Genomic DNA, 24,566 nt, shown 5'->3' with positions numbered 1-24,566 from the left:
CGCCGCCCGGCGCTTCAGGTCTCGATCAGGTCGAAGCTGGTCGTGATTTCCGCCGTCTTCGCCAACATGATGCTGGCGGAGCAGTAGGTTTCGTGGCTGAGAGCGATCGCCCGCTCCACAGCGGTGGCCGGAATGCCCTTGCCCGCCACGGTGAAGTGCATGTGGATCTTCGTGAAGACCTTGGGATCCTTCTCGGCGCGCTCGCTGGTCAGCTTGACGCTGCAGCGCTCGACGCGATGGCGCCCCCTCTTCAATATGAGCACCACGTCGTAGGCGGTGCAACCGCCCGTGCCCGCGAGCACGGTTTCCATCGGCCGCGCCGCCAGGTTCTGGCCGCCGTTCTCGGGCTTGGCCGCATCCGGGGCGCCGTCCATCATCAGGACATGGCCGCTGCCGGTCTCGGCCACGAAGCCCATGGCCGATCGGGTGCCTGCGTCACCGGTCCAACTTACTGTGCATTCCATGGTGTTCAGCTCCAATTGGGATGAATTCGTGCGGAAAAATGCGCACCAAACATCAACTTGTGTGTGGGAAAAGCATCGCCTGCTTGTTGCATCGCAACAAAGGGTGGGTATACTCTATTTCATTGCTGCGCACTTCATGGTGCGCACCCAGTTGTCTCCTCCACCCTTCCAATTGGTGGATTTAGCCCCGAGTCGCAAGACTCGGGGCTTTTTTCTTTGTGCGCCCCGATGGCCGCGCCGCTCTAGCCGTCCACTGCGAAAGGGCAGCTGCTCTGGCTGCCCTGGCTGTTGCCGGTGTTGCCTCGGCTCAGTCGTCCGTCACGCTGTTTGGTGTGGTCGACGCGTCGATCAGCGGCTACTCGTCCACCTCGCGGGACCTGGGCAATGGCGTCACGTACGACAGGCTGGGCTTCCCCATCTACAACCCGTTCTACCTGAACCGTGGCAGCATCAAGGCGAGCCGCCGTGAACTGGCCCACTCGGGCTACAACTCCAGCCGCCTGGGCTTCCGTGGCACGGAAGACCTCGGTGGTGGCCTGGCCGCCAGCTTCTGGCTCGAAGCCCCGATCAGCAACGACGATGGCCAGACGGGCGTCTCGACATTCACGCGCCGTTCGACCGTGAGCCTGTCGGGCGGGTTCGGTGAAGTCCGCCTCGGCCGCGACTACACCCCGACGTTCTGGAACGACACCGTGTTCGACCCGTTCGGCACCAATGGCGTCGGCTCCAACCTGGTCAACACAGCCAATGGCGCATTCGGCGGCTTCACCGGCTATGCCGACGGCAAGAAGCTCCCCGATGCCCTCAAGAACGTTCCGCAACTCCCCGATGCTGGTGGCAGCAACTACGTTCGCGCCGGCAACAGCATCGGCTACTTCCTGCCGCCGAACCTGGGTGGTTTCTACGGCCAGGTGATGTACGGCTTCCACGAGAAGACAAAGTACAGCCCCGGCACCGCAACGCCCCTCGCGGAAAACGCATCGCGCACCGGTCGCTATGTCGGCGGTCGCTTCGGCTACGCCAACGGCCCCCTGGACGTTGCGCTGGCTTATGGCAGCAGCACCGTGGGTGACCAGTTCTACGTCGGCACGACCACCAAGGTCAACACGCTGAACCTGGGCGCTTCGTACGACTTCGGTCCCGTGAAGCTGTTCGGTGAACTGTCGCGCGCCAAGAACAAGGTTGACTACGAAGTCGAACCGTACCTCGGCGGCCGTCCGGACATCGACCTGACCGGCTACCTGCTGGGCGTGACCGTGCCGGTCGGTGCTGGCCTAATCCGCGCTTCATACTCGAGCGTCAAGTACGACGAGAACCTGGTTGCCCGCAACCCGTGGGAAGTGCTGCCCGCCGACAAGAAGGCCAACAAGCTGGCCATCGGCTACGTGCACAACCTGTCGAAGCGCACGGCCCTGTACGCCACCGTTGCCCGCGTGAGCAACAAGAACGGCGCATCGCTGACCGTCGGCGGCCCGGGCTTCCAAGGCACCGGGAACGGCTTCACGCCGAAGACCTCGACGGGCTACGACTTCGGCATCCGTCACGCCTTCTGATCGTTCGCTGTCGATTCACATGCTGGCCCACGCCAGTTTGAATCTGCAAACGCTCAAGCCGCCCGGTTCAAGCCGGGCGGCTTTTTGTCCTTCCTCAATTCATCCGGCCACGCCTGCTCTGCAGCAGCCCCACATTCATTTCTCCGCTCAGCACCGATGCGTAGAAACGCTCGACCATGTTGACACTCGTTCGTGCATTGCGCGCCAGCGTCAGCATGTCGATCCCCTGTCCATACAAGAGCCGCAACGTGATGGCCGTATGGCGCAAGCAGTACAGCGTCCTCGACTGACCCAGCGGTCCTTTCTCGAGACCGGTCTTTTCGAGCACCCAGTGAAAGAAGAAATTGAGAACCGCCAGCGCGTGCTCGCGGTTCTTCAGGTGCGGCATGAAGATGTAGTCTTCCGCCCCGCCGAAACCATGGGTCTCGCGGTACGCGACCAGGCATTCATAGACACGAACGGCAGGTCGCAGGCTCACGATGGGCTGGCTGTGCCGCTTGGTCTCCGGCAGGTTCATCCGCAGGTAGACATGCTTGCCTCGCACCACCTCGATGTGCTTGTGCTTCATGAGCTTGATGTCGCTGGGGCGCACGAAGGTGTTGACCATCCAGCGGATCAGCCACGGCAGCTCGTCGGGCATGACGAGCAACTCACGAGCAATCCAGAAACGTTCGCCGGCCGTCAGCCGATCCAGCACCGGGTGCGAATGGCCGCGCAAGCTGCGCGCCGCCGCGATCAGCGCACGGTACTCCGCCACGCTGAAGCTGCCGCGCGGCTGGCTGCGCACCTTGACCTTCGGGAACACGGGGGCCTCGCGCAATGCACCGACGTGCACGCCATGCATGACCACCTTGCGGAGCAACACGAGGTACTGCGCGATCGTCGTGCTCGTAAAGCCTTGTTCCCCGAGGTGATCGATCAGGCGCTGCACGTCCGCGGTCGCGAACACAGCCACCGGCACATCGCCCAGCAACGGAACGATGTGCGCACGCAATCTGTTGCCCATGACCTGCCATGTGGGCCGTCCGATTTCGCCGCGTTGCACGCGCGCAGCCTCGGCCTGCATCAGTCCCTTCGAAAGGTCACTGACAGAAACTGATAACAAATTCTGCCCAACTGTTAGTGAATTAGCGGGCGTATGAATCGCGGGATAGGTGCGCGCAAAAAAACCGGAATCATTTGCAGCAGGAGCCTTGCGGAATAGGTTTATGACATTTGTGTCCATGCCATTCCCCGCATGCAATACCGATGCCTCTTATGATTGATGGTTAGCAAATGAAAACTCCCTGGAAAAGATCTTGCGCAATGCACCCGTTACTGCGGCGTTAACGCCCGCCGACTATCTCAGAAAAATCCTCAATGCGCGGGTCTACGACGTGGCCGTCGAGTCTGCGTTGGAGAAGGCGCGCGCGCTCAGCGAGCGACTTGGCAATACCGTGTTGCTCAAGCGCGAGGACCAGCAACCCGTATTCAGTTTCAAACTGCGCGGTGCCTATAACAAGATGGCGCACCTGAGCAAAGCGCAATTGGCGAGCGGTGTGATTTGCGCATCGGCCGGCAATCACGCGCAAGGCGTTGCGCTCGGTGCGCGCAAGCTCGGCACGCGCGCCGTGATCGTGATGCCCGTGACCACGCCGCAATTGAAGATCGATGCGGTGCGTGGTTTCGGCGGCGAGATCGTGCTGCATGGCGACAGCTATTCCGACGCCTACCTGCATGCGCTCGAATTGCAGACGCAGCAGAACCTGACCTTCGTCCATCCCTTCGACGATCCCGACGTCATCGCGGGCCAGGGCACCATCGCGATGGAAATCCTGCGCCAGCACCAGGGCCCGCTCGACGCGGTGTTCGTGGCGATCGGCGGCGGCGGCCTCATCTCCGGCGTGGCCAACTACATCAAGGCCGTGCGGCCCGAGATCAAGGTGATCGGCGTCCAGATGAACGACTCCGACGCGATGATGCAATCGGTCGCCGCGCACCAGCGCGTGAACCTGCCCGACGTGGGCCTGTTCTCCGATGGCACGGCCGTCAAGCTGGTCGGCGAGGAAACCTTCCGCATCGCGCAGAACCTGGTCGACAGCTACATCTCGGTCGACACCGATGCCGTGTGCGCCGCGATCAAGGATGTCTTCGTCGACACGCGCAGCATCGTCGAGCCGGCCGGTGCGCTGGCGGTGGCGGCCATCAAGCAGTACGCCGCCGAGCACGGCCGGCAAGGCGAGACCTACGCGGCGATTTTGTGCGGCGCCAACATGAACTTCGACCGGCTGCGCTTCGTGGCCGAGCGGGCCGAGGTCGGCGAGGAGCGCGAGGCGCTGTTCGCCGTGACCATCCCCGAAGAGCGCGGCAGCTTCCGCCGTTTCTGCGAACTCATCAGCCAGCTGCCGGCCGGCGGCGCGCCGCGCAACGTGACCGAGTTCAACTACCGCATCAGCGATGCCGCCAAGGCCCACGTGTTCGTCGGTCTCACGACCTCGGCGCGTGGCGAGTCGGCCACCATCGCGAAGGTCTTCATCGAGCACGGCTTCGACGCGCTCGACCTCACGCACGACGAACTCGCCAAGGAGCATCTGCGCCATCTGGTGGGCGGCCGCACGGGGCTGGCGCACGACGAGCGCCTGCTGCGCTTCGTGTTCCCCGAACGTCCGGGTGCGCTGCTCAAGTTCCTGAGCCTGATGCGGCCGAACTGGAACATCAGCCTGTTCCATTACCGCAACCAGGGCGCCGACTACGGGCGCATCCTCGTGGGCCTGCAGGTGCCGGCCGAGGAGTCGGCGGCCTTCGACAGCTTCCTCGAAACGCTGGGCTACCCCTGTGTCGAGGAAACGGCCAACCCGGCCTACCGCCTGTTCCTCCAGGCCTGAAGCAAAGAAGAGAAGAGAAAGAAAAAGACCGCTGCGCTTACTGCGCGGGGGTCTGCGCCTGCGGCGGTGGCTCCATCGCGGCGCCCGCCGTGGCGGGAAGTTGCTGCTGCTGCGGCGGCGGCATCACCATCGTGGGCATCGTGGCCGGCAACGGCCCGGCTGGCGCAGGTGACTGCACCGACGACAGACCGCCAGGCGGCGTCGGAAGCCCCATGCTCAGCGGCGCACGCACCGGCAGCTGCAGCGTGAACGCCGCGGGCCCGTCGCGCTGGGCACCGAGCGTCGCCGCGCGCACGCCCACCGACTGCAGCACATAGCTCTCGCCGACCTTCGAGCCGACGCGGAACGGCCGCGGCGGCTTGCCGTCGATCGAGATCAGCGCCGCCCCCTGGTTCGACGGGTCCGCCACCACGCCCGACAGCGCGAAGCGGCTCGCGGCCTCCGGCGCCACGGGGGCGTTCGACGTCACCGTGACCACACCCAGCAACCGGGCCACCGCCTCGGCATCGGCCGCGACCGGTGCGCGCGGCATCGTGGCCGCAGCGGCCACGGCGTCGGCCGGCGAGGCCAGCCGCAGCGCCCAGAACACCGCGGCGCCCGCGGCCAACGCCCAAAGCCCCGTCGTTGCAAGTGGGGCATGCCAGCGGGCTGCGGAGTAAGGACTTGTCATGGCCGCGGATTATCATGCAGCGCGCTTACCGCCTCATGTCCCCGCAAGCTATGAACAAACTCCTTCGTTCCGTCTCCCGCACCGCCCAGCGCGGCTTCACGCTGATCGAACTCATGGTGGTGCTTGTCATCATCGGCGTGCTCGCTGCGCTGATCGTGCCGAACGTGATCGAGCGCGCCGACGACGCCCGCGTCACCGCCGCCCGCACCGACATCAACAACCTGATGCAGGCCCTCAAGCTCTACCGCCTCGACAACCAGCGCTACCCGACCGCCGAGCAGGGCCTGCAGTCGCTGCTGACCCGCCCCACCGCGGGCCCGGCCGCGCCCAACTGGAAGCCCTACGTCGAGAAGCTGCCCAACGACCCCTGGGGCCATCCGTACCAGTACATGAACCCCGGCATCAAGGGCGAAATCGACGTGCTCTCCTTCGGCGCCGACGGACAGAGCGGCGGCGAGGGCAAGAATGCCGACATCGGCAGCTGGCAGTAAGCGCATCGCCCCCGGCCGCGTGGTGCTGCCACCGCCTCGCGCAGCGCGTGGCTTCACGCTGCTGGAGCTGATCGTGGTGATCGCGATCATCGCCATCGCGACCGCCAGCGTGAGCTTCGCGATGCGCGACACCAACGCCGCCGCGCTCGACCGCGAGGCCGACCGCCTCGCCGCCCTGCTCGAATCGGCCCGCGCCCAGTCGCGCGCCAGCGGCGTCATGGTGCGCTGGCGTCTCGTCGAAGGCGGCGGCTTCGTCTTCGACGGCCTGCCCGCCGACGCGCTGCCCACCGGCTGGACCCACGCAGGCATCACGGCCCAGCCCATGCTGGGCGGCGACACGCCGGTGGCGGCGCTGCAACTCGGGCCCGACCCCATCATTCCGGCGCAGCAGGTCATGCTGCACAGCGACGGCCCGCCCGCGCGCGTGCTGCGCGTCGCGACCGACGGGCTGCGGCCCTTCACCGTGTTCGCCGTGCCATGACGCAACGGCTGCGGCGCGCCGGCTCCAGCCATGGCTTCACGCTGGTCGAGGTGCTGATCGCGCTGGGCATCGTCGCGCTCGCGCTGGCGGCCGGCTCGCAGGCCACGATGTCGCTCACGCGCAATGCGCAGCGCCAGTCCGACCTCGTGCTGGCCGGCCTGTGCGCGGAAAACGAACTCGCCAAGGCGCGCCTGTCGCGGCAGATGCCGGCCGTCGGCGACTCGGGCTCCATCTGCCTGCAGGCCGGCCTCACCTTCCTGGTGACGACCACGACCGTGCCCACGCTCAACCCGAATTTCCGGCGCGTCGACGTGCAGGTGCGCGACGAAGGCAGCGCACCGCTGCTGCGCGTGTCGACCGTGGTGGGGCGCGTCTGATGACGAAGCTCAGCCGCAAGCCCCCGCGCGCACGCGGCTTCACGCTGATCGAGCTGCTGGTCGCCATCGCGGTGATGGCGCTGCTCGCGCTGGTGAGCTGGCGCGGCCTGGACAGCATGTCGCGCGCCACCACGCAGAACCAGCAGCGCGCCGACGCGGTGCTCACGCTGCAGGCCACGCTCGCGCAATGGAGCGCCGACCTCGACGCCATCACCCTGCTCGCGCAGACCCGCCCGATCGACTGGGACGGCCGCGTGCTGCGCATGACGCGCCGCGGCAGCGACACCAGCACGCCGACCGTGCAGGTCGTCGCCTGGACGCTGCGCCCCGGCGCGGACGGCACGCGTTGGCGGCGCTGGCAGTCGGCGCCTTTCGCCACGCGCGGCGAATGGGTGCAGGCCTGGAACCTGGCCGCGGCGTGGGCGCAGGACGGCGCCGCACCCACCGGCGGCGCCACCGACGTGGCGCTGATGCCCGTCAACAGCTGGCAGCTCGCGTACTTCCGCAACAACGCCTGGGTGCCGGCGGAGCCGCTGCCCGTGGCGGCGGCGAACCCGTCCAACCCGGCCGGCGCGCTCATCGCCATGCCCGACGGCGTGCGGCTGGTGCTGACCCTGCCGCCCGGCGACGGGCTCTCGGGCACGCTCACGCGCGACTGGGTGCGCCCGACGCTCGGGGGGCCGCGCTCATGACCGCGCCGCAACGCCATCGCGTGGCCAGCACACGCCGCCAGCGCGGCGCCGCGCTGCTCGCCGCCATGCTGACCGTGATGCTGGTCGCCACCTTTTCCGCAGCCGCGCTCTGGCAGCAGTGGCGCTCCGCCGAGGTCGAAGGCGCCGAGCGCGCGCGCGTGCAGGCGGCCTGGGTGCTGATCGGCGCGCTCGACTGGTCGCGCCTGATCCTCGGCGAAGACGGCCGCGCCGGCGGCCCCGACCACCTCGGCGAGCCGTGGGCCGTGCCGCTCGAGGAAGCCCGCCTCACCAGCTTCCTGTCGGCCGAGAAGAACGTGGCCAGCGACAACCTCGAAGGCCTGCCCGACGCCTTCCTGTCGGGCCGCATCATCGATGCGCAGTCCAAGCTCAACGTGCTGTCGCTGGTGGACGCCGGCAAGCCGGTGCCGGCCAGCGTCGCGACCTTCACGCGCCTCTTCAACCTGCTGGGCCTGCCGGCGGGCGAGCTGACCCAGATGACCGCGCGGCTCGCGAGCGCGCTGCACACCGGCAGCACCGACGCCGCCTCAGGCGGTAGCGGCGGTGGCGGCAGCAGCGGCGGTGGCGATGCCAGCGCCGACACCGGCGCCGCCCCGCTGATGCCGCAGGAGGTCGCGCAGCTGGTGTGGCTCGGCCTCTCGCCCGCCACCGCCGCCGCGCTCGAGCCCTACGTGACGATCCTGCCGGAGCGCACCACGCTCAACCTCAACACGGCCAGCGCCGAGGCCATCAGCGCGAGCGTCGAATCGCTGGGCATCGCCAGCGCGCGTCAGCTGGTGGAGCGACGCACCCGCTCCTTCTTCAAGAACATCGAGGAAGCCAATGCCGGCCTGCCCAGCGGCGGCTCCCGCTTCAACGCGGCCCAGCACGGCGTGGGCACGCAGTATTTCGAGGTGTACGGCCGGCTGCGGCTGGACCGCACCTGGGTCGAGGAGCATTCGCTGCTCTTTCGCAAGGGCCTGGCCGTGACCACCGTCTGGCGCACCCGTGGCGCGGGCGCCACCATGCCCCCGGCAAAACCCTGACGCCGGTTTCCTTTTCTCTGATCAAAACACCGTCAAACGCACGTAGTCTCTGCAAGATATGCTATTCAAACAATAGCAAAAACTTGTAAGCCACCCTCCTACAATCACCGGCTTTTCCGACACCCCCCGACATGACCCCGCTGCTGCTCCTTGCCCCCCTCCCTCCGGCCGATGCCGCGGGCGAGTACGACTGGGCCCAGGCCGGTGAGGACGGCATCGCCCTGCGCGACCAGGGCCGCGCGCTGCTGACGCTGTTGCCGTCGGGCCCCGAGGTCACGCTCGGCATCCCGTCCGCGGCGCTGTCGTGGCACCGCGTCACGCTGCCCAAGGGCAGCATGGGCAGCACCTCGAAGCTGCGCGCCGTGCTCGACGGCCTGCTCGAAGAGCACCTGCTCGACGACCCGGAAGCCCTGCACTTCGCGCTCGCACCCGACGCCAAGGCCGGCGAGCCGGTGTGGGTCGCGGCCTGCAACCGCATCTGGCTGCGCAGCGTCGTGCAGGGGCTCGAAGCCGCCGGCCGGCGCGTCGTGCGCATCGTTCCCGAATTCACGCCGCAGCCGGCCGACGCGCCGCCGCTGCTGCAGGTCACGGGCGAGCCCGAGGCGCCGCAGCTCACGGTGTGCGACGGCGACGGCGTGGTCTCGCTGCCGCTGGCCGGCGCGGGCCTGGCCCTGTCGAACGGCCTGCCGCTGGACACCGCCGTCATCACCACCGAACCCGCCGTGGCCGAAGCCGCCGAGCACCTGCTGCAGCGCCGCGTGCCGATCGTGCAGGCGCCGCAGCGCTGGCTGCACGCCACGCGCACGCCGTGGGAGCTCGCGCAGTTCGACCTCGCCGTGACGGGCCGCGCGCGCGCCGGCAAGAAGTTCGCCTCGGTGCTTCAAACCCTGCGCTTCGCGCCCGAATGGCGCGCCGCACGCTGGGGCGTCGTGGTGCTGTTGCTGACGCAATTGATCGGCCTGAACGCCTGGGCCTGGAAGGAGCGCAACGCGCTCGAGTCCAAGCGCCAGGCCACGCGCGCCATCCTGACGCAGACCTTTCCCTCGGTGAAGATCGTGGTCGACGCGCCGCTGCAGATGGGCCGCGAGGTGGCCGCGCTGCAGCAGGCCGTGGGCGACGTGGCGCCGAGCGATTTCGAACCCATGGTCGGCGCCATCGCCACCGCCCTGCCGCCCGGGCGCTCGCCGAGCGCCATCGACTTCAGCGCCGGCCAGCTGCGCCTGCGCGGCCTCGGGCTGCAGCCGCAGGAGGTCACGCAGATCACCGCCGCGCTGTCGCCGCGCGGCTACCAGGTGCGCACCGAGGGCGACCTGCTGCTGGTGCAGGCCGAGGCCAACCGATGAACTTCAGCGAACAACTCAAGGCCCGCTGGGCCGTCCTCGGGATGCGCGAGCGCCGCCTCGTCATCGGCGCCGTCGCGCTGGTGGCACTGGCCTTGCTCTGGTGGATCGCGCTCGCCCCCGCGCTGCGCACGCTGGCCGCGGCACCGGCCGAACACGCGCGGCTCGACGCCCAGCTCCAGCAGATGGCCACCTTGCAGAACCGCGCGAAGGCGCTGCAGTCGCAACCGCGCCTGGCACGCGACGACGCCCTGCGCGCGCTCGAAAGCTCGGTGCGCGACGGCCTGGGCGTCACGAACGCCCAGCTCATGACGGCCGGTGGCGACGGCGCCGCCACCGTCACGCTGCGCGGCGCGCCCGCCCAGAACCTGGCGCAATGGCTCGCACAGGCGCGCGGCAATGCCCACGCCGTGCCGCGCGAAGTGCACCTGACGCGCGCGCCCATCGCACCGCCGCCGCCAGGCGCCAAGCCCGCGCCCGCCACGCCCGACCAACCTCCGCAACCCCGCTGGGACGGCACGCTCGTGATGGCGCTGCCCGCCCCGCGCTGAAGCCCCCCACGCACCGCACGGCATGGCGAGACGTCCTTCGGCCCCCGACCTCCAGCCGCGCCGCGGCAGCTGGCGCTGGGCCGTGCTCGGCGCCGCCACCGGCATGCTGGTCGCGGTCGTTCTGTTCGCACCGGCGCGCTGGCTCGCCTCGGCACTCTCGGGCTGGACGCAGGGCCGCCTGCTGCTGGTCAACCCGCGCGGCACGGTCTGGAACGGCACCGCCGCCGTCGTGTTCGCCAGCGGCGCGGGCGGCACGCAGGCCGTCTCGCTGCCCGGCCTGCTGAACTGGCGCATGTGGCCGAACTGGCGCGGCCTCTCGGCACGCCTTGATCTTTCCTGCTGCGCGGCGCAGCCCCTTGGTCTTCAGGCCAGCCCGCGCGCCAACGGCCTGCAGCTCGCCTGGCAGGACGCCCGCTCGCGCTGGCCCGCCACGCTGCTCACCGGCCTGGGCGCGCCCTGGAACACGCTCAAGCTCGAAGGCGCGCTGGACCTCAACACCCGCGCTTTCGCCATGCAGTGGGACGGCCCCGCATTGCGCATCGAGGGCCAGGCCACGCTCGACGCCACCGATGTGTCATCCGCCCTGTCGACCTTGCGGCCGATGGGCAGCTACCGCCTGTCGCTCGAAGGCGGCACGCGCCCCACGCTGCTGCTGAGCACGCGCGAAGGCAGCCTCGAACTGAACGGCAGCGGCGACTGGAGCGGCACCGCGTTGCGCTTCAACGGCGAAGCCAGTGCGGCACCGGGCCGCGAAGACGCACTTTCCAATTTGTTGAACATCATCGGGCGGCGCGACGGTGCGCGCTCGATCATCACCCTGGGTTGATCCGACCATGAAGAAGCCTCTGTCCTCGTCCGGCGCCCGCCCCGGCCTCGTCGCGCTCGCGGTGCGCCTGCTGATCGCGGCGTCGTTCGTGCCGGTGCTGCCGCCCGCCTATGCGCAGACCGGCGACGCCCCGCGGCGCGGCGAACCGATCACGCTGAACTTTGCCGCCGCCGACATCGAAGCCGTGGCCCGCACCATGGCCGTGGTCACGGGGCGCGACGTGGTGGTCGATCCGCGCGTCAAGGGCACCATGAACCTGGTCACCGACCGCCCGCTGGCGCCGGCCGCCGCCTTCAACCAGTTTGCCGCCGCGCTGCGCCTGCAGGGCTTTGCGGTGGTGGAAGCCGACGGCCTCTACAAGGTGGTGCCCGAGGCCGACGCCAAGCTGCAGACCAGCACCGTCAACACCTCCATCGGCGGCGCCAGCGCGGCCGCGGGCAACCAGATCGTCACGCAGATCTTTCGCCTGAACTACGAGTCGGCCAACAGCCTGCTGCCGGTGCTGCGCCCGCTGATCCCGCCGAACAACACCATCAACGTGAACCCGGGCAACAACTCGCTCGTGATCACCGACTACGCCGACAACATGCGTCGGCTGGCGCGCATCATCGCGTCGCTCGACGTGCCCAACGCGTCCGACATCGAGGTGATCCAGCTCAAGCATTCGGTGGCCACCGACATGGTGCCGCTGGTCACGCGGCTGGTCGAAGGCGGCGGTGCGGGTGCGCCGGGCGCCGCCGCACCGGGCGGGGCCGACGCCTCGTTCCGCACCACGCTGATGGCCGACCCGCGCAGCAACTCGCTGATTCTTCGCGCTGCCAACCCCGCGCGCGCGCAACTCGTGCGCACGCTGGTCGAGAAGCTCGACCGTGCGCCGGCCGAAAGCAGCAACGGCGCGGCCGGCAACATCTACGTGGTCTACCTGAAGAACGCCGATGCGGTGCGCCTCGCAGCCACGCTGCGCGCCGCCATGGCCGCGAGCCAGCAGCAGTCGCAGGTGCCGGGCGCGCCCGGCGCCGCGGGCAGCGCCGGCTCGTCGGTGCCGCCGGCCAGCATGCCGATGACGCAGGCCAGCTTCGGCGGCAACAACACCCAGGGCGGCGGTTCGGCCGCCGCCAACGCGCCGCTGAACAACGCCAACCAGCCGTCCACCGGCGGCCAGATCCAGGCCGACCCGAGCACCAACTCGCTCATCATCACCGCGCCCGAGCCGCAGTACCGCCAGATGCGCGCCGTGATCGACAAGCTCGACGGGCGCCGCGCGCAGGTGATGATCGAGGCGCTCATCGTCGAGGTCAGCGCCAAGAAGGCCGCCAACTTCGGCGTGCAGTGGCAAAGCGCGCTGGGCAACAACGCCGTCATCGGCACCAACTCCAGCCTGGCCAGCGCCAACATCCTGGCGCTGACGCAGGCCCTGGCCACGCGCGACGTGGCCAACGTGCGGCCCTCCACCGGCCTGAACCTGGGCATCGCCGGCAAGATCGGCGGCCAGTACATCCTGGGCGCCATCGCCAACTTCTTCAACAGCGACGGCGACGCCAACGTGCTGTCCACGCCCAACCTGCTGACGCTGGACAACGAAGAAGCCAAGATCGTCATCGGCCAGAACGTGCCCTTCGTGACCGGCCAGTACGCCAGCACCTCGGGCTCGGTCGGCATCAACCCGTTCACCACGGTGGAGCGCAAGGACGTGGGCCTCACGCTGCGCGTGCGCCCGACCATCAACGAGAACGGCACCGTGAAGATGACCATCTTCCAGGAGACCTCCACGGTCGACCAGAACACGGCCAAGGACCCCAACGGCCCGACCACCAACAAGCGCTCCATCGAGTCGAGCGTGCTGGTGGAAGACGGCGGCCTCGTGATGCTCGGCGGCCTGCTGTCGGACAACTACGGCAATACCGTCGAGAAGGTGCCCGTGGCCGGCGACATCCCGGTGCTCGGCAACCTGTTCAAGAATGAGGTGCGCACGCGCGACAAGAGCAACCTCATGATGTTCCTGCGCCCCGCCGTGATGCGCGACGGCGCCTCCACCGAAGCCTTCGCCTACGACCGCTACGACGAGATCCGCGGCATGCAGCAGCGCACGCAGCCCAACACCGACAACATCATGCTGCGCGGTGTCGACTCGGCGCCCGTGCTGCCCGAGGCGCCGCTGGTGCGCATCAACCGCCTGAACAGCAACGACAGCGGCAAGAAGGGCAGCGAGACCCGCATGGAAGGCACGCAGCTGATCCCGCCGCCGCGCCCCGCCACCGACAACCGCCGGCTCGCGCCCAGCCCGCTGCGCGGCGCGCTGCCGCCCACCGCCGACCCGACCAGCTCGCGCGAGCTGCCCTGAGCCCCGTTTCGCACACGCCATCCCCCCATGCGCTATCCCCTGCCCTACGCGTTCGCACGCAGCCAGCAACTGCTGCTCGAAGCCACGGACGACGGCCGCCACACGCTGTGGATGTCTTCCCATCCGGCACGCAGCGCGGTCGGTGAAGTGACCCGCAAGTACGGCGTGCAGGCCTTCGAGGTGCTCGACGACGGCCCGCTCGCGCAGCGCATCAGCGCCGCCTACGCGCAGGGCGAGTCGAGCGCCGCCGCGGTGGTCAGCGAAGTGCAGAACGACGCCGACCTCTCGCGCATGATGCAGGAGCTGCCCGCGGTCGAAGACCTGCTGGCCAGCGCCGGCGACGCGCCCATCATCCGCATGCTGAACGCGCTGCTCACGCAGGCGGCGCGCGACGGCGCCAGCGACATCCACATCGAGCCCTACGAGCGCACGTCGTCGGTGCGCTTTCGCATCGACGGCACGCTGCGCGAGGTGGTGCAGCCCAACCGCGCGCTGCACGCCGCGCTGATCTCGCGCCTGAAGATCATGGCCGACCTCGACATCTCCGAGAAGCGGCTGCCGCAGGACGGGCGCATCAGCCTGCGCATCGGCACGCGCGCGGTCGACGTGCGGGTGTCGACGCTGCCCAGCGCGCACGGCGAACGCGCCGTGCTGCGCCTCTTGGACAAGAGCGAATCGAAGCTCACGCTCGAATCGGTCGGCATGCAGGGCGACTCGCTGGCGCGCTTCGAAAAGCTCATTGCGCAGCCGCACGGCATCATCCTCGTGACCGGCCCCACCGGCTCGGGCAAGACCACCACGCTGTACGCCGCGCTGGCCCGGCTCGACGCGAGCCGCAGCAACATCATGACGGTGGAAGACCCGATCGAGTACGAGCTGCCGGGCGTGGGCCAGACGCAGATCAACGCCAAGATCGAACTCACCTTCGCCAAGGCCCTGCGCGCCATCCTGCGGCAGGACCCCGACGTGATCATGATCGGCGAAATCCGCGACTTCGAAACCGCGCAGATCGCCATCCAGGCCTCGCTCACCGGCCACCTCGTGCTGGCCACGCTGCACACCAACGATTCAGTGAGCGCCGTCACGCGGCTGACCGACATGGGCGTGGAGCCCTTCCTCCTGAGCTCGTCGCTGCTCGGCGTTCTGGCGCAGCGCCTCGTGCGCAAGGTCTGCACGGCCTGCGGCGGCGCGGGCTGCGAGGCCTGCGGCCAGACCGGCTACCAGGGCCGCACCGGCATCTTCGAGCTGCTCGTGGCCGACGACGAAGTGCAGGCGCTCATCCACGGCAAGGCCGCCGAGAGCGCGCTGTTCGAAGCCGGCGCGCGCGGCGGCCTGCGCTCCATGCGCGAAGACGGCGAACGGCTGGTGCAGGCCGGCATCACCTCGCGTGCCGAACTGCTGCGCGTCACCCGCGAGTAGCGACCCGCGATGCCCGCCTATTCCTTCGAAGCCATCGATGCCAGCGGCCAGTCGCGCGAAGGCGTGCTCGAGGCCGACACCGCGCGCGCCGCACGCGGCCTGCTGCGGGCGCAGGCGCTCATCCCGCTGTCGGTCAAGCCGGTCGGCGGCGGCGATGCGGCCGGCGGTGGCGGCAGCGCAGGCAGCACGCTCACGCGCTGGCTCGGCGGCGGCAAGCGGGTCTTCAACTCGACGAACCTCGCCGTGTGGACACGCCAGCTCGCCGGCCTCATCTCGGCCGGCCTGCCGCTGGAACGCGCGCTCACGGCGCTCACCGACGAAGCCGAATCGGAACCGCAGCGCAACCTCGTGGCCTCGCTGCGCGCCGAGGTCAACGCGGGCTCGCCCTTTGCGCGCGCGCTGTCGGCGCACCCGCGCGAGTTCTCGCCCATCTACACCGCCGTGATCGGCGCCGGCGAGCAAAGCGGCAACCTCGGGCTGGTGCTCGAACGCCTCGCCGACGACCTCGAAGAGCGCCAGGTGCTGCAGCAGAAGCTGATCGGCGCCGCGCTGTACCCGGCCATCGTCACGCTGGTGGCGATCGTGATCGTGATCTTCCTCGTGAGCTACGTGGTGCCGCAGGTGGCGCAGGTGTTCGCGGGCACCAAGCGCTCGCTGCCCTTCCTCACGACCGTGATGCTGTCGCTGAGCGCGGCCGTGCGCAACTACGGCTGGTGGATGCTGGGCGCCGTGGTGATCGCGGCCATCGGTGCGCGCATCGCGCTGGCGCAGGAGGCCTTCCGCCTGAAGTTCGATGCCGCCTGGCTCAAGCTGCCGCTGGTCGGCAAGCTCGCGCGCGGCTACAACGCGGCGCGCTTCGCCAGCACGCTCGCCATGCTGGCCACGGCCGGCGTGCCGATCCTGCGCGCGCTGCAGGCCGCCTCCGAAACGCTGGGCAACCGTGCCATGCGCGCCGACGCGCTCGACGCGCTGGTGCTTGTGCGCGAAGGCGCGCCGCTGGCCTCCGCGCTGGCACAGAAGAAACGCTTTCCGGGGCTGGTGTCGATGTTCGCGCGCCTGGGCGAGCAGACCGGCACGCTGCCCGTGATGCTGCAACGCGCCGCCAACCAGCTGGGCGCCGAAGTGCAGCGCCGCGCGATGCACTTGGCCACCATCCTCGAGCCGCTGCTCATCGTCGCCATGGGCGGCGTGGTGATGCTCATCGTGCTGGCCGTCATGCTGCCTATCATTCAGCTGAACCAGTTCGTCAAGTGACGACGGACGGGGAGCCCCTCACATGCCCGTAACGCTCGAAGACAAACTCGTGGTCGCGATCTCCTCGCGGGCCCTGTTCAACCTCGAAGAAGAAAACAAGATCTTCGAGGCCGGCGACAACGAGGGCTACATGAAGCTGCAGCTCGACCGCATCGATGAACCGGCCGCCCCCGGCATCGCGTCGTCGCTGATCCGCAAGCTGCTGCGCTTCAACGAAGACGGCGTGCAGCGCGTCGAGGTAGTCATTCTTTCGCGCAACGATCCGGTGTCGGGCATGCGCATCTTCAAGTCAAGCGCCGCGGCCGACATCAAGCTGCAGCGCGGCGTGTTCACCCAAGGCCGCCCGCCCTTCGGCTACCTGCGCCCGCTGCGCGCGCACCTGTTCCTGTCGGTCAACGCGCAAGACGTGCGCGAGGCACTCGCCGCAGGCTTCCCCGCCGCGCGCGTGCTGGTCGAGTCGGTCAAGGCCAGCGATGCGTGGCCGAACGAAGTGCGCATCGCCTTCGACGGCGACGCGGTGCTCTTCAGCGACGAGGCCGAGCGCGTGTTCCAGGCCGAGGGCCTCGATGCCTTCCAGGCGCACGAACTCAGCAAGGCCGACCTGCCCCTGCCCGAAGGCCCGTTCAAGCCGCTGCTGATGGCCTTGCACCGGCTGCAGATGGCGGGCAATGCGCAGATGCGCATCCGCACCGCACTGGTCACGGCGCGCAGTGCACCGGCGCACGAGCGCGCGATCCGCACGCTCATGAAGTGGAACATCCGCGTCGACGAAGCGATGTTCCTCGGCGGCCTGCCCAAGGGCGAGTTTCTGCGCGAATTCGAGCCCGACTTCTTCTTCGACGACCAGACCGGTCACGTCGACGCGGCCTCGCGGCATGTGCCTGCGGGGCATGTGTCGAGCGGCATTAGCAACGAGCCCTGACGCCGTTCAGGGCGCGATCCCGCCGACGGGGCACCTTGCTCCGCGAATGTCCTCCGGCCTTCGGCCTCCCCCTTAATTTCGCTGCGCAAGGCACCCCATCGACGTGATCGATGGGCCGTGCGGTCGTTGACCGGCCGCACACCCGCGCTGCTTCCCGTGCCCAGGGCACTGGGTGCTTCCCGCAGCGAAATCAAGGAGGAGGCCGCAGGCCGGGGGACATTCGCGGAGGGAAGTACCCGGTGGCCTGGGCACGCGCCCAGCCCTTCTCTCGCTACCTCAAAGACCAGCGCGTTGTCACACGCGTTTCGTCCCACTGTCATCGCTCGTTCACTGCCGAGTAACGGGTTCTCCCTAGTCTTGTCGCCTGTCCGGTGCGCAGTGCCTTCGTGGCACTTTTTTTTTCGCGCCGGCCTTTCACCTCCCTCGACAGACAACAAGAACCGAACGGCTTTTTCGATGCGTCCGAACTCCCTCACGCACGCCGCGCCTCTCACGCGCTGGCTGTTGCCCCTTGCGATTTCCGCCGCGCTCGCGGCCTGCGGCGGTGGAGGCGGCGGTGACGTTGCCTTTCCCCCGATCAGCGGCACCCCGACGCCGCCCCCGAGCAACACGCCCAACGAAGGCAAGAGCGGCCCCAAGGCGCTGATCGTCGAGATCGACGGGCTCACGCATGCCGTCCTGCGCGACACCATCGCACAGAAGAAGGTGCCGGCCGCGCTGCAGTCGCTGCAACTCGCTCCCGCATGGACCGGCGGCACCGATGGCGCGCTCAGCGAGCAGCCCGCCACCGACGGCCCCGGCTGGGCCACGCTGCTGACCGGCACCTGGGTGCCGCGCCATGCAGTGCGCGCCGACACCGCGGACCAACGCATCGACGCCAAGCTCGCACCCTCGGTCTTCGCCTTCGCGAAGCAGAAGAAGGACGCGGGCTACCTCACCGCATCGGTCACCGCCAACACGCTCTATCCGAACCTTCTGCTCGCGGAAACCGGCACGCTCGACACTGCCGTCGACTGCGCCGGCGCCGACGCCTGCGTGACTGCCAACACCACGCGCCTGATCGGCGCGGGCTACGACCTGCTCGTGGCGCAGTACAGCGCGCCCGCCGCCGCAGCCGCCAACGGCCTGCGCAGCGAAACGTACCAGCGCGCCGTCTCCGACACCGCAACGGCCGTCGGCCAGCTGCTCGCGCGCATCGCGCAACGCACGGCCAACGACGCGAAGGAAGACTGGCTCGTGATCCTCACGACCGGCCATGGCCTCGATGCCTTCGGCGGCGTCACCAGCCTGAAGGACGTCGACAACAAGACCGTCTTCATCGCCAGCAACAAGACCCTGCCCTCACTGCCCGCCGTCGGCGCCGCCTCGCCGGCCGACGACACCGCGCTGCGCCAGTCGGCCGCCGCGACCGACATCGCGCCCACAGTGCTGCGCCACCTCGGCGCGCTGCCCGCGACTGCGGCCTACAACCTCAACGGCCAGGCCCTGCAGGCCACCACCGCCGTGCAGCAGCTCGCGGCCCGCACCAGCGCCGACCGCAGCAGCATCGAACTCTCGTGGACCCTCGCGGGCGACCTCGGCGGCCCGGTGCAGGTGCTGCGCGACGGCAAGTCCATCGCCACGCTGCCGGCCGGCGCCACGCGCTACACCGACCCGGTCAAGGCCGCGGCCGACGGCCTCTACGCGTTCCAGTACACGGTCGCCGCCGGTGGCGCCAACGTCTCGGTCTCCGCGCAGATCGCCTACGTGAAGGTGGGCCTGGTCAACCTCTTCCCGCTCGACGCGCTGCCCGCGCTGGACCTCAACGCGACCGCGACGCTCGTGCCCATGGCTACGGATTCGGACAGTGCCTCACTCGTGGCCGACGACAACTTCCTTCCACCCTACCGCGTGCAGGCGTTGCGCGTGGACAGCCGCGTGAAGAACGCGGGCGGCATGGCCGGCTACAAGCTGCTGCAGACGCGCGACGTGACCACCGCCCCCGCCGTGGCCGCCTTCACCTTCGGCTTCTGGCTGCGCACCGACGCCACCTGCAGCCAGGGCGTGAGCAACGGCGCCTCGGTCATCGCCAACAAGAACTACGACACCGGCGACAACGCCGGCCTGGCGCTCGGCCTGTTCAGCAACTGCGAGCTGCGCTTCAACACCGGCACCGGCAGCGGCCGCGGCGAGATCAAGGGCAAGCACTTCCTGAGCGCGGGCCGCTGGGCCTACGTGGCGATGGTCGTCGACAAGGCCGGCAAGAACATGAGCGGCTATGTGTTCGACCCCGTGAAGGGCACGCAGACCGGCAGCGTCGCGCTCTCGAATGCGCTGGTCGCCGCACTCGGCGGCCTGGGCAAGGGCATCGCCCTGAACGAAGACGCCACCGGCCTGTACTACCAGCGCTGGTCGGCCTCGCCGCGCGGCGCGATGGACTTCAACGACTTCGCGATCTGGAACCGCGCGCTCACCGCCGAAGAGCTCACGGCCATCTACACCTCGGGCCAGCCGCTGTCGGCACTGGCGCCCTGATTACTCCGATCACCCCGAACTCCACGACATCACAAAGAGAGGATCACCCCATGCTGCTCCAAGCTTCCCTCCCCGCGCGCCTGCTGGCCGCCTTCCTCCTGGTCTGCACGCTGTCCGCCTGCGGCGGCAGCGACAACGGCGGTGGCGGCATTCCGCCCATCATCACGCCGCCACCGCAGCCCCAGCCCGAACCCGGCGTGAAGCCCGAAATGCGCTGCGCACCGTGACAGGCGACGTCATGACATCCCACGACAAGACCATGAATTCACGCCGCAAATTCCTCACGGGCACCGCCACCACCGGCGCGGCCGCCCTCGCCCTCTCGGCCTTCCCGCCGAGCATCCGCCGCGCCCTGGCCATTCCGGCCAACAACAAGACCGGCACCATCAAGGACGTCGAGCACATCGTCATCCTGATGCAGGAGAACCGTTCGTTCGACCACTACTTCGGCACGCTCATGGGCGTGCGCGGCTTCGGCGACCGCTTCACGATTCCGCTGCCGGGCGGTCGCAACGTCTGGCAGCAGGCCGACGAGACGGGCACGCCCGTGCTGCCCTACCACCTGGACCAGACCAAGGGCAACGCACAGCGCGTCGCCGGCACACCGCACGACTGGAACGACGGCCAGAACGCCTGGGACGGCGGCCGCGCGTACCAATGGGTCAGGTACAAGAAGACCGGCACCGCGCCGTACACCCAGGCCATGGGCTACCTCGAGCAGGCCGAACTGCCGTACCAGTTCGCGCTGGCCAACGCCTTCACGCTGTGCGACGGCTACCACTGCAGCATGCACACCGGCACCAACTCGAACCGCATGTTCCACTGGACCGGCACCAACGGCCCCACGGGTGCGAACGTGGCCTCGGTCACCAACGAGTGGGACGACAGCTACACGCCGCCCTCGACCACCGGCTACGAGTGGAAGACCTTCCCCGAGCGCCTGCAGGCCGCCGGCGTCAGCTGGATCGTGTATGAAAACATGCGCGACAACTTCGGCGACAACCCGCTGGTCGGCTTCAAGCAGTACCGCCAGGCCAGCGAGGCCTCGGGCAAGCCGATCAAGAACACCGGCCCGGTGCCGGCCTACGACCCGGCCAGCGACGACGCCGGCAACCCGCTGTACAAGGGCATCGCCAACACGATGCCCGGCGCCAACGTGGACGAGTACCTGAACGCCTTCCGCAACGACGTGAAGAACGGCAAGCTGCCGCAGGTGTCGTGGATCATCGCGCCCGCCACCTACTCGGAGCACCCCGGACCGTCGAGCCCGGTGGAAGGCGGCTGGTACATCCAGGAAACGCTCGATGCCCTCACCGCCGTGCCCGAGGTGTGGAGCAAGACCGTGCTGCTCATCAACTTCGACGAGAACGACGGCTACTTCGACCACTACCCGTCGCCGGCCGCGCCCTCGCTCAACCCCGACGGCTCGGCCGCGGGCAAGACGACGCTGCCCGAAGCCGACATTGCCTTCGAGCGCTTCACGCACCCCAAGCCGCCGGGCACCACCCGCCAACCCACGCCCGACGGCCGCGTGTACGGCCCCGGCGTGCGCGTGCCGATGTACGTGATCTCGCCCTGGAGCCGCGGCGGCTGGGTCAACTCGCAGGCCTTCGACCACACCTCGGTGATCCGCTTCATCGAGGCGCGCTTCGGCGTGAAAGAGCCCAACATCAGCGCGTTCCGCCGCGCGGTGTGCGGCGACCTGACGAGCGCCTTCAACTTCGCCACGCCCAACAGCGAGGCGCTGCCCACGCTGGCCGGCCGCACGACCAAGACGCAGGCGAACGACAAGCGCGCGGCGCAGGAAGCCCAGGCGCAGGTGCCCATGCCCGCCACGCCCCAACTGCCACGCCAGGCCACCGGCACGCGCCCTTCGCGCGCCCTGCCCTACGAGCTGCACGTGAGCGCGCGCAACGACGCCACCAGCGGCAAGGTGCGGCTGCTGTTCGCCAACACCGGCAAGGCCGCCGCCGTGTTCCATGTGTACGACAAGCTCAACCTGGAACGCCTGCCGCGCCGCTACATGGTCGAGGCCGGCAAGACGCTGGACGACACCTGGAACGCGATGCTCGACAACACGGGCTTCTACGACCTGTGGGTGCTCGGCCCCAACGGCTTCCACCGCCATTTCCGCGGCGACCTGAACAGCCTGCGCGCCGGCGATGCGCCCAACCCCGAAGTGCGCGTGTGCTACGACATCGCCAACGGCAATGTCTACCTGCAGATGCTCAACGGCGGTCGCAACGCCTGCAAGTTCACCGTGCGCCCCCGGGCCTACCGCACCGACGGCCCCTGGACCGCGACCGTGGCCGGCGGCACCTCGGCCGAGCAGCACTGGGACCTGGCCGCCAGCGGCGCCTGGTACGACTTCGAAGTGACCTGCGACGCCGACACCAGCTACTACCGCCGCTTCGCGGGCCGCGTGGAAACCGGCCGGCATTCGGTGAGTGACCCGGCCATGGGCACGGCCGCCGCCTGAGGCCAGGGTGACACCATGACCTCCCGCCGCACCTTCCTCACCGGCACCGCCACCACCGGTGCCGCCGCGCTCGCGCTCTCGGCCTTTCCGCCGAGCATCCGCCGCGCGCTGGCCATTCCGGCCAACAACAAGACCGGCACGATCAAGGACGTCGAGCACGTCGTGATCCTGATGCAGGAGAACCGTTCGTTCGACCACTACTTCGGCACGCTCGCCGGCGTGCGTGGCTTCGGCGACCGCTTCCCCATTCCGCTGCCCAAGGGCCTCAACGTCTGGCAGCAAAGCGATGCCAACGGCAACGTGGTGCTGCCATACCACTTCGACAGCCGCAAGGGCAACGCACAGCGCGACGGCGGCACGCCGCACGACTGGGACGACAGCCAGCAGGCCTGGGGCGGCGGCCGCATGAACGAATGGGCGCGCTACAAGACGCCCAAGGCCATGGGCTACCACAAGCAGGCCGAGATTCCGTTCCAGTTCGCGCTGGCCGATGCCTTCACGTTGTGCGACGCGTACCACTGCGCGATGCACACCGGCACCGATGCGAACCGCTCGTTCCACATCACCGGCACCAACGGCCCGACCGCGCAGAACGTGGCCTTCGTCAGCAACGAGTGGGACTGGCTGGACGCCACCCCCAGCAAGGTCGACACCGGCTACACGTGGAAGACCTACGCCGAGCGCCTCGAAGATGCCGGCGTGAGCTGGATCTGCTACCAGAACATGCCCGACGAATGGGGCGACAACATGCTGGGCGCGTTCCGCCAGTTCCGCCGCGCCAACCGCGCGTCGCCCTACCCGGTGACCAGCGGCTACTACAAGGCGCCGTTTTCCGACACGGGCCAGAAGCTTCCCTTCCACGCCTACGACGCGGCCAGCGACAACCCCGGCAACCCGCTGTACAAGGGCATCGCCAACACGCTGCCCGGCGACAAGCCCGAGGACTACCTGGACGCGTTCCGGCGCGACATCAAGGCCGGCCGCCTGCCGCAGGTCAGCTGGATCAATGCGCCCTCCGCCTACTGCGAGCATCCGGGCCCGTCCAGCCCGGTGCAGGGCGCATGGTTCCTCCAGGAAATCCTCGATGCGCTCACCGCCGTGCCCGAGGTGTGGAGCAAGACCGTGCTGCTGGTCAACTTCGACGAGAACGACGGCTACTTCGACCACATGCCCTCGCCCTCGGCGCCTTCGCTCAACCCCGACAAGACGCCGGCCGGCAAGACCACGCTCGCCGCCGACGCCCTGAAGCCCGAGTACTTCACGCAGCCGGCACCCGACGGCAGCACCTCGCAGCCGAAGCCCGACAACCGCGTCTTCGGCCCCGGCCCGCGCGTGCCGCTGTACGTGATCTCGCCCTGGAGCCGCGGCGGCTGGGTCAGCTCGCAGGCCTTCGACCACACCTCGGTGCTGCGCTTCCTCGAAACGCGCTTCGGCGTGAAGGAGCCCAACATCTCGCCGTTCCGACGCGCGGTGTGCGGCGACCTCACGAGCGCCTTCAACTTCGCCACGCCGAACACCGAGGCCCTGCCCACTCTCGCGGGCAAACTGAGCAGGACGGACGCCGACAAGGTGCGCAACGACCAGCAGGCGTTGCCGCTGGTGCCGCTGCCGACCGATCCGCAGCTGCCGCGCCAGGCCACCGGCACGCGCCCATCGCGCGCCCTGCCCTACGAGCTGCACACGAGCGCCAAGGCCGACACCCTCGCCGGCACTGTGAAGCTGATCTTCTCGAACACCGGCAAGGCCGCCGCCGTGTTCCATGTGTACGACAAGCTCAACCTCGACCGCCTGCCGCGCCGCTACATGGTCGAGCCCGGCAAGACACTCGACGACAGCTGGACCGCTGCGATCGACAACAGCGGCTTCTACGACCTCTGGGTGCTCGGCCCCAACGGCTACCACCGCCACTTCAAGGGCGACCTCAACCGCCTGCGCGCCGGCGGCGTGGCCGCGCCCGAGGTGCGTGTCTGCTACGACATCGCCAACGGCAACGTCTACCTGCAGATGCGCAACGACGGCAAGGCCCCTTGCAAGTTCACGGTGCGCGCCAAGGCCTACCGCGACGACGGCCCGTGGAACGCGACGGTGAACGGCGGCGCCCAGGCCGAGCAGCACTGGGAGCTCGCCGCCAGCGGCCAGTGGTACGACTTCGCCGTCACCTGCGACAGCGATCCGGCCTTCTACCGCCGCTTCGCCGGCCGCGTGGAAACCGGCAAGCACACGGTCAGCGATCCGGCGATGGGCTTGCCCGACCTCTGAAGACGTAGGCATGATCCCCCCGCGCC

General features: G+C 68.9%; 21 protein-coding genes. 18 read left to right on the top strand and 3 right to left on the bottom strand.

Annotated elements, in window-relative coordinates:
* Positions 1-14 precede the first annotated feature (14 nt).
* Positions 15-464, bottom strand: a complete 450-nt coding sequence (locus AC1RAA_RS23870) for an OsmC family protein (protein ID WP_062472691.1) — start codon at positions 462-464, stop codon at positions 15-17.
* A 272-nt stretch (positions 465-736) separates the two neighbouring features.
* On the opposite strand from AC1RAA_RS23870, the gene AC1RAA_RS23865 reads away from it, so the two are divergent.
* A complete protein-coding gene (locus AC1RAA_RS23865) occupies positions 737-2,017 on the top strand; it encodes a porin (RefSeq protein WP_492732249.1) in 1,281 nt (426 codons plus the stop codon).
* A gap of 94 nt (positions 2,018-2,111) precedes the next feature.
* Here the strand turns inward: AC1RAA_RS23865 and AC1RAA_RS23860 are convergent, their stop codons facing one another.
* Positions 2,112-3,242, bottom strand: coding sequence for a site-specific integrase (locus AC1RAA_RS23860; protein WP_159278464.1), 1,131 nt, complete (start codon positions 3,240-3,242; stop codon positions 2,112-2,114).
* 73 nt (positions 3,243-3,315) lie between these two features.
* Here AC1RAA_RS23860 and ilvA point away from each other — a divergent pair, with 73 nt between their 5' ends.
* Positions 3,316-4,881, top strand: coding sequence for a threonine ammonia-lyase, biosynthetic (gene ilvA / locus AC1RAA_RS23855; protein WP_253252430.1), 1,566 nt, complete (start codon positions 3,316-3,318; stop codon positions 4,879-4,881).
* Between the two features lie 37 nt (positions 4,882-4,918).
* Here the strand turns inward: ilvA and AC1RAA_RS23850 are convergent, their stop codons facing one another.
* Entirely contained in the window at positions 4,919-5,551 is a 633-nt protein-coding gene (locus tag AC1RAA_RS23850) for a type II secretion system protein N (RefSeq protein WP_492732130.1), read from the bottom strand.
* A 50-nt stretch (positions 5,552-5,601) separates the two neighbouring features.
* Here AC1RAA_RS23850 and gspG point away from each other — a divergent pair, with 50 nt between their 5' ends.
* The 16 genes from gspG to AC1RAA_RS23770 all read left to right on the top strand — a co-directional run bounded on the left by gspG (position 5,602) and on the right by AC1RAA_RS23770 (position 24,540).
* Entirely contained in the window at positions 5,602-6,042 is a 441-nt protein-coding gene (gene gspG, locus AC1RAA_RS23845; RefSeq protein WP_056573020.1) for a type II secretion system major pseudopilin GspG, read from the top strand.
* Positions 6,017-6,523 (top strand): prepilin-type N-terminal cleavage/methylation domain-containing protein, encoded by a 507-nt coding sequence (locus AC1RAA_RS23840; RefSeq protein WP_070060010.1) that lies wholly within the window; start codon positions 6,017-6,019, stop codon positions 6,521-6,523. Before gspG ends, AC1RAA_RS23840 begins: the two co-directional genes overlap by 26 nt.
* Positions 6,520-6,900, top strand: coding sequence for a type II secretion system minor pseudopilin GspI (gene gspI, locus AC1RAA_RS23835; RefSeq protein WP_070060011.1), 381 nt, complete (start codon positions 6,520-6,522; stop codon positions 6,898-6,900). The genes AC1RAA_RS23840 and gspI overlap by 4 nt, the downstream gene beginning before the upstream one ends.
* Positions 6,900-7,592, top strand: a complete 693-nt coding sequence (locus AC1RAA_RS23830) for a PulJ/GspJ family protein (RefSeq protein WP_159278467.1) — start codon at positions 6,900-6,902, stop codon at positions 7,590-7,592. Before gspI ends, AC1RAA_RS23830 begins: the two co-directional genes overlap by 1 nt.
* Positions 7,589-8,635 (top strand): type II secretion system minor pseudopilin GspK, encoded by a 1,047-nt coding sequence (gspK, locus tag AC1RAA_RS23825; RefSeq protein WP_492732133.1) that lies wholly within the window; start codon positions 7,589-7,591, stop codon positions 8,633-8,635. The genes AC1RAA_RS23830 and gspK overlap by 4 nt, the downstream gene beginning before the upstream one ends.
* 131 nt (positions 8,636-8,766) lie before the next feature.
* Positions 8,767-9,978, top strand: coding sequence for a type II secretion system protein GspL (gspL, locus tag AC1RAA_RS23820; protein WP_095743709.1), 1,212 nt, complete (start codon positions 8,767-8,769; stop codon positions 9,976-9,978).
* Positions 9,975-10,526, top strand: coding sequence for a type II secretion system protein M (locus tag AC1RAA_RS23815; RefSeq protein ID WP_062472615.1), 552 nt, complete (start codon positions 9,975-9,977; stop codon positions 10,524-10,526). The genes gspL and AC1RAA_RS23815 overlap by 4 nt, the downstream gene beginning before the upstream one ends.
* A 22-nt stretch (positions 10,527-10,548) precedes the next feature.
* Positions 10,549-11,352: a type II secretion system protein N gene (gspN, locus tag AC1RAA_RS23810; RefSeq protein ID WP_492732136.1), complete on the top strand. Its 804-nt coding sequence runs from the start codon at positions 10,549-10,551 to the stop codon at positions 11,350-11,352.
* Between the two features lie 7 nt (positions 11,353-11,359).
* Entirely contained in the window at positions 11,360-13,693 is a 2,334-nt protein-coding gene (gene gspD / locus AC1RAA_RS23805; protein WP_492732138.1) for a type II secretion system secretin GspD, read from the top strand.
* Between the two features lie 27 nt (positions 13,694-13,720).
* The gene (locus AC1RAA_RS23800) at positions 13,721-15,112 is read left to right on the top strand and encodes a GspE/PulE family protein (RefSeq protein ID WP_062472610.1); all 1,392 of its coding nucleotides are present in this window, start codon (positions 13,721-13,723) and stop codon (positions 15,110-15,112) included.
* A 9-nt stretch (positions 15,113-15,121) separates the two neighbouring features.
* Positions 15,122-16,366: a type II secretion system inner membrane protein GspF gene (gspF, locus tag AC1RAA_RS23795; RefSeq protein ID WP_159278472.1), complete on the top strand. Its 1,245-nt coding sequence runs from the start codon at positions 15,122-15,124 to the stop codon at positions 16,364-16,366.
* A gap of 22 nt (positions 16,367-16,388) precedes the next feature.
* A complete protein-coding gene (locus AC1RAA_RS23790) occupies positions 16,389-17,288 on the top strand; it encodes a 5'-nucleotidase (protein WP_070060017.1) in 900 nt (299 codons plus the stop codon).
* Positions 17,289-17,744: 456 nt separating this feature from the next.
* Positions 17,745-19,802, top strand: coding sequence for a LamG-like jellyroll fold domain-containing protein (locus tag AC1RAA_RS23785; RefSeq protein WP_492732140.1), 2,058 nt, complete (start codon positions 17,745-17,747; stop codon positions 19,800-19,802).
* Between the two features lie 50 nt (positions 19,803-19,852).
* Entirely contained in the window at positions 19,853-20,029 is a 177-nt protein-coding gene (locus tag AC1RAA_RS23780) for a hypothetical protein (protein WP_492732142.1), read from the top strand.
* A gap of 32 nt (positions 20,030-20,061) precedes the next feature.
* On the top strand, positions 20,062-22,281 hold the full coding sequence (locus AC1RAA_RS23775) for a phosphocholine-specific phospholipase C (RefSeq protein WP_492732251.1): 2,220 nt from the start codon (positions 20,062-20,064) through the stop codon (positions 22,279-22,281).
* A 15-nt stretch (positions 22,282-22,296) separates the two neighbouring features.
* Positions 22,297-24,540: a phosphocholine-specific phospholipase C gene (locus tag AC1RAA_RS23770; protein ID WP_492732144.1), complete on the top strand. Its 2,244-nt coding sequence runs from the start codon at positions 22,297-22,299 to the stop codon at positions 24,538-24,540.
* Positions 24,541-24,566: the final 26 nt, after the last annotated feature.

Source organism: Variovorax sp. GW823-FHT04F07, from assembly GCF_058795995.1.
The sequence above is the reverse complement of the archived record's forward strand: the minus strand, read 5'-3'. Positions and strand labels throughout refer to the sequence as shown.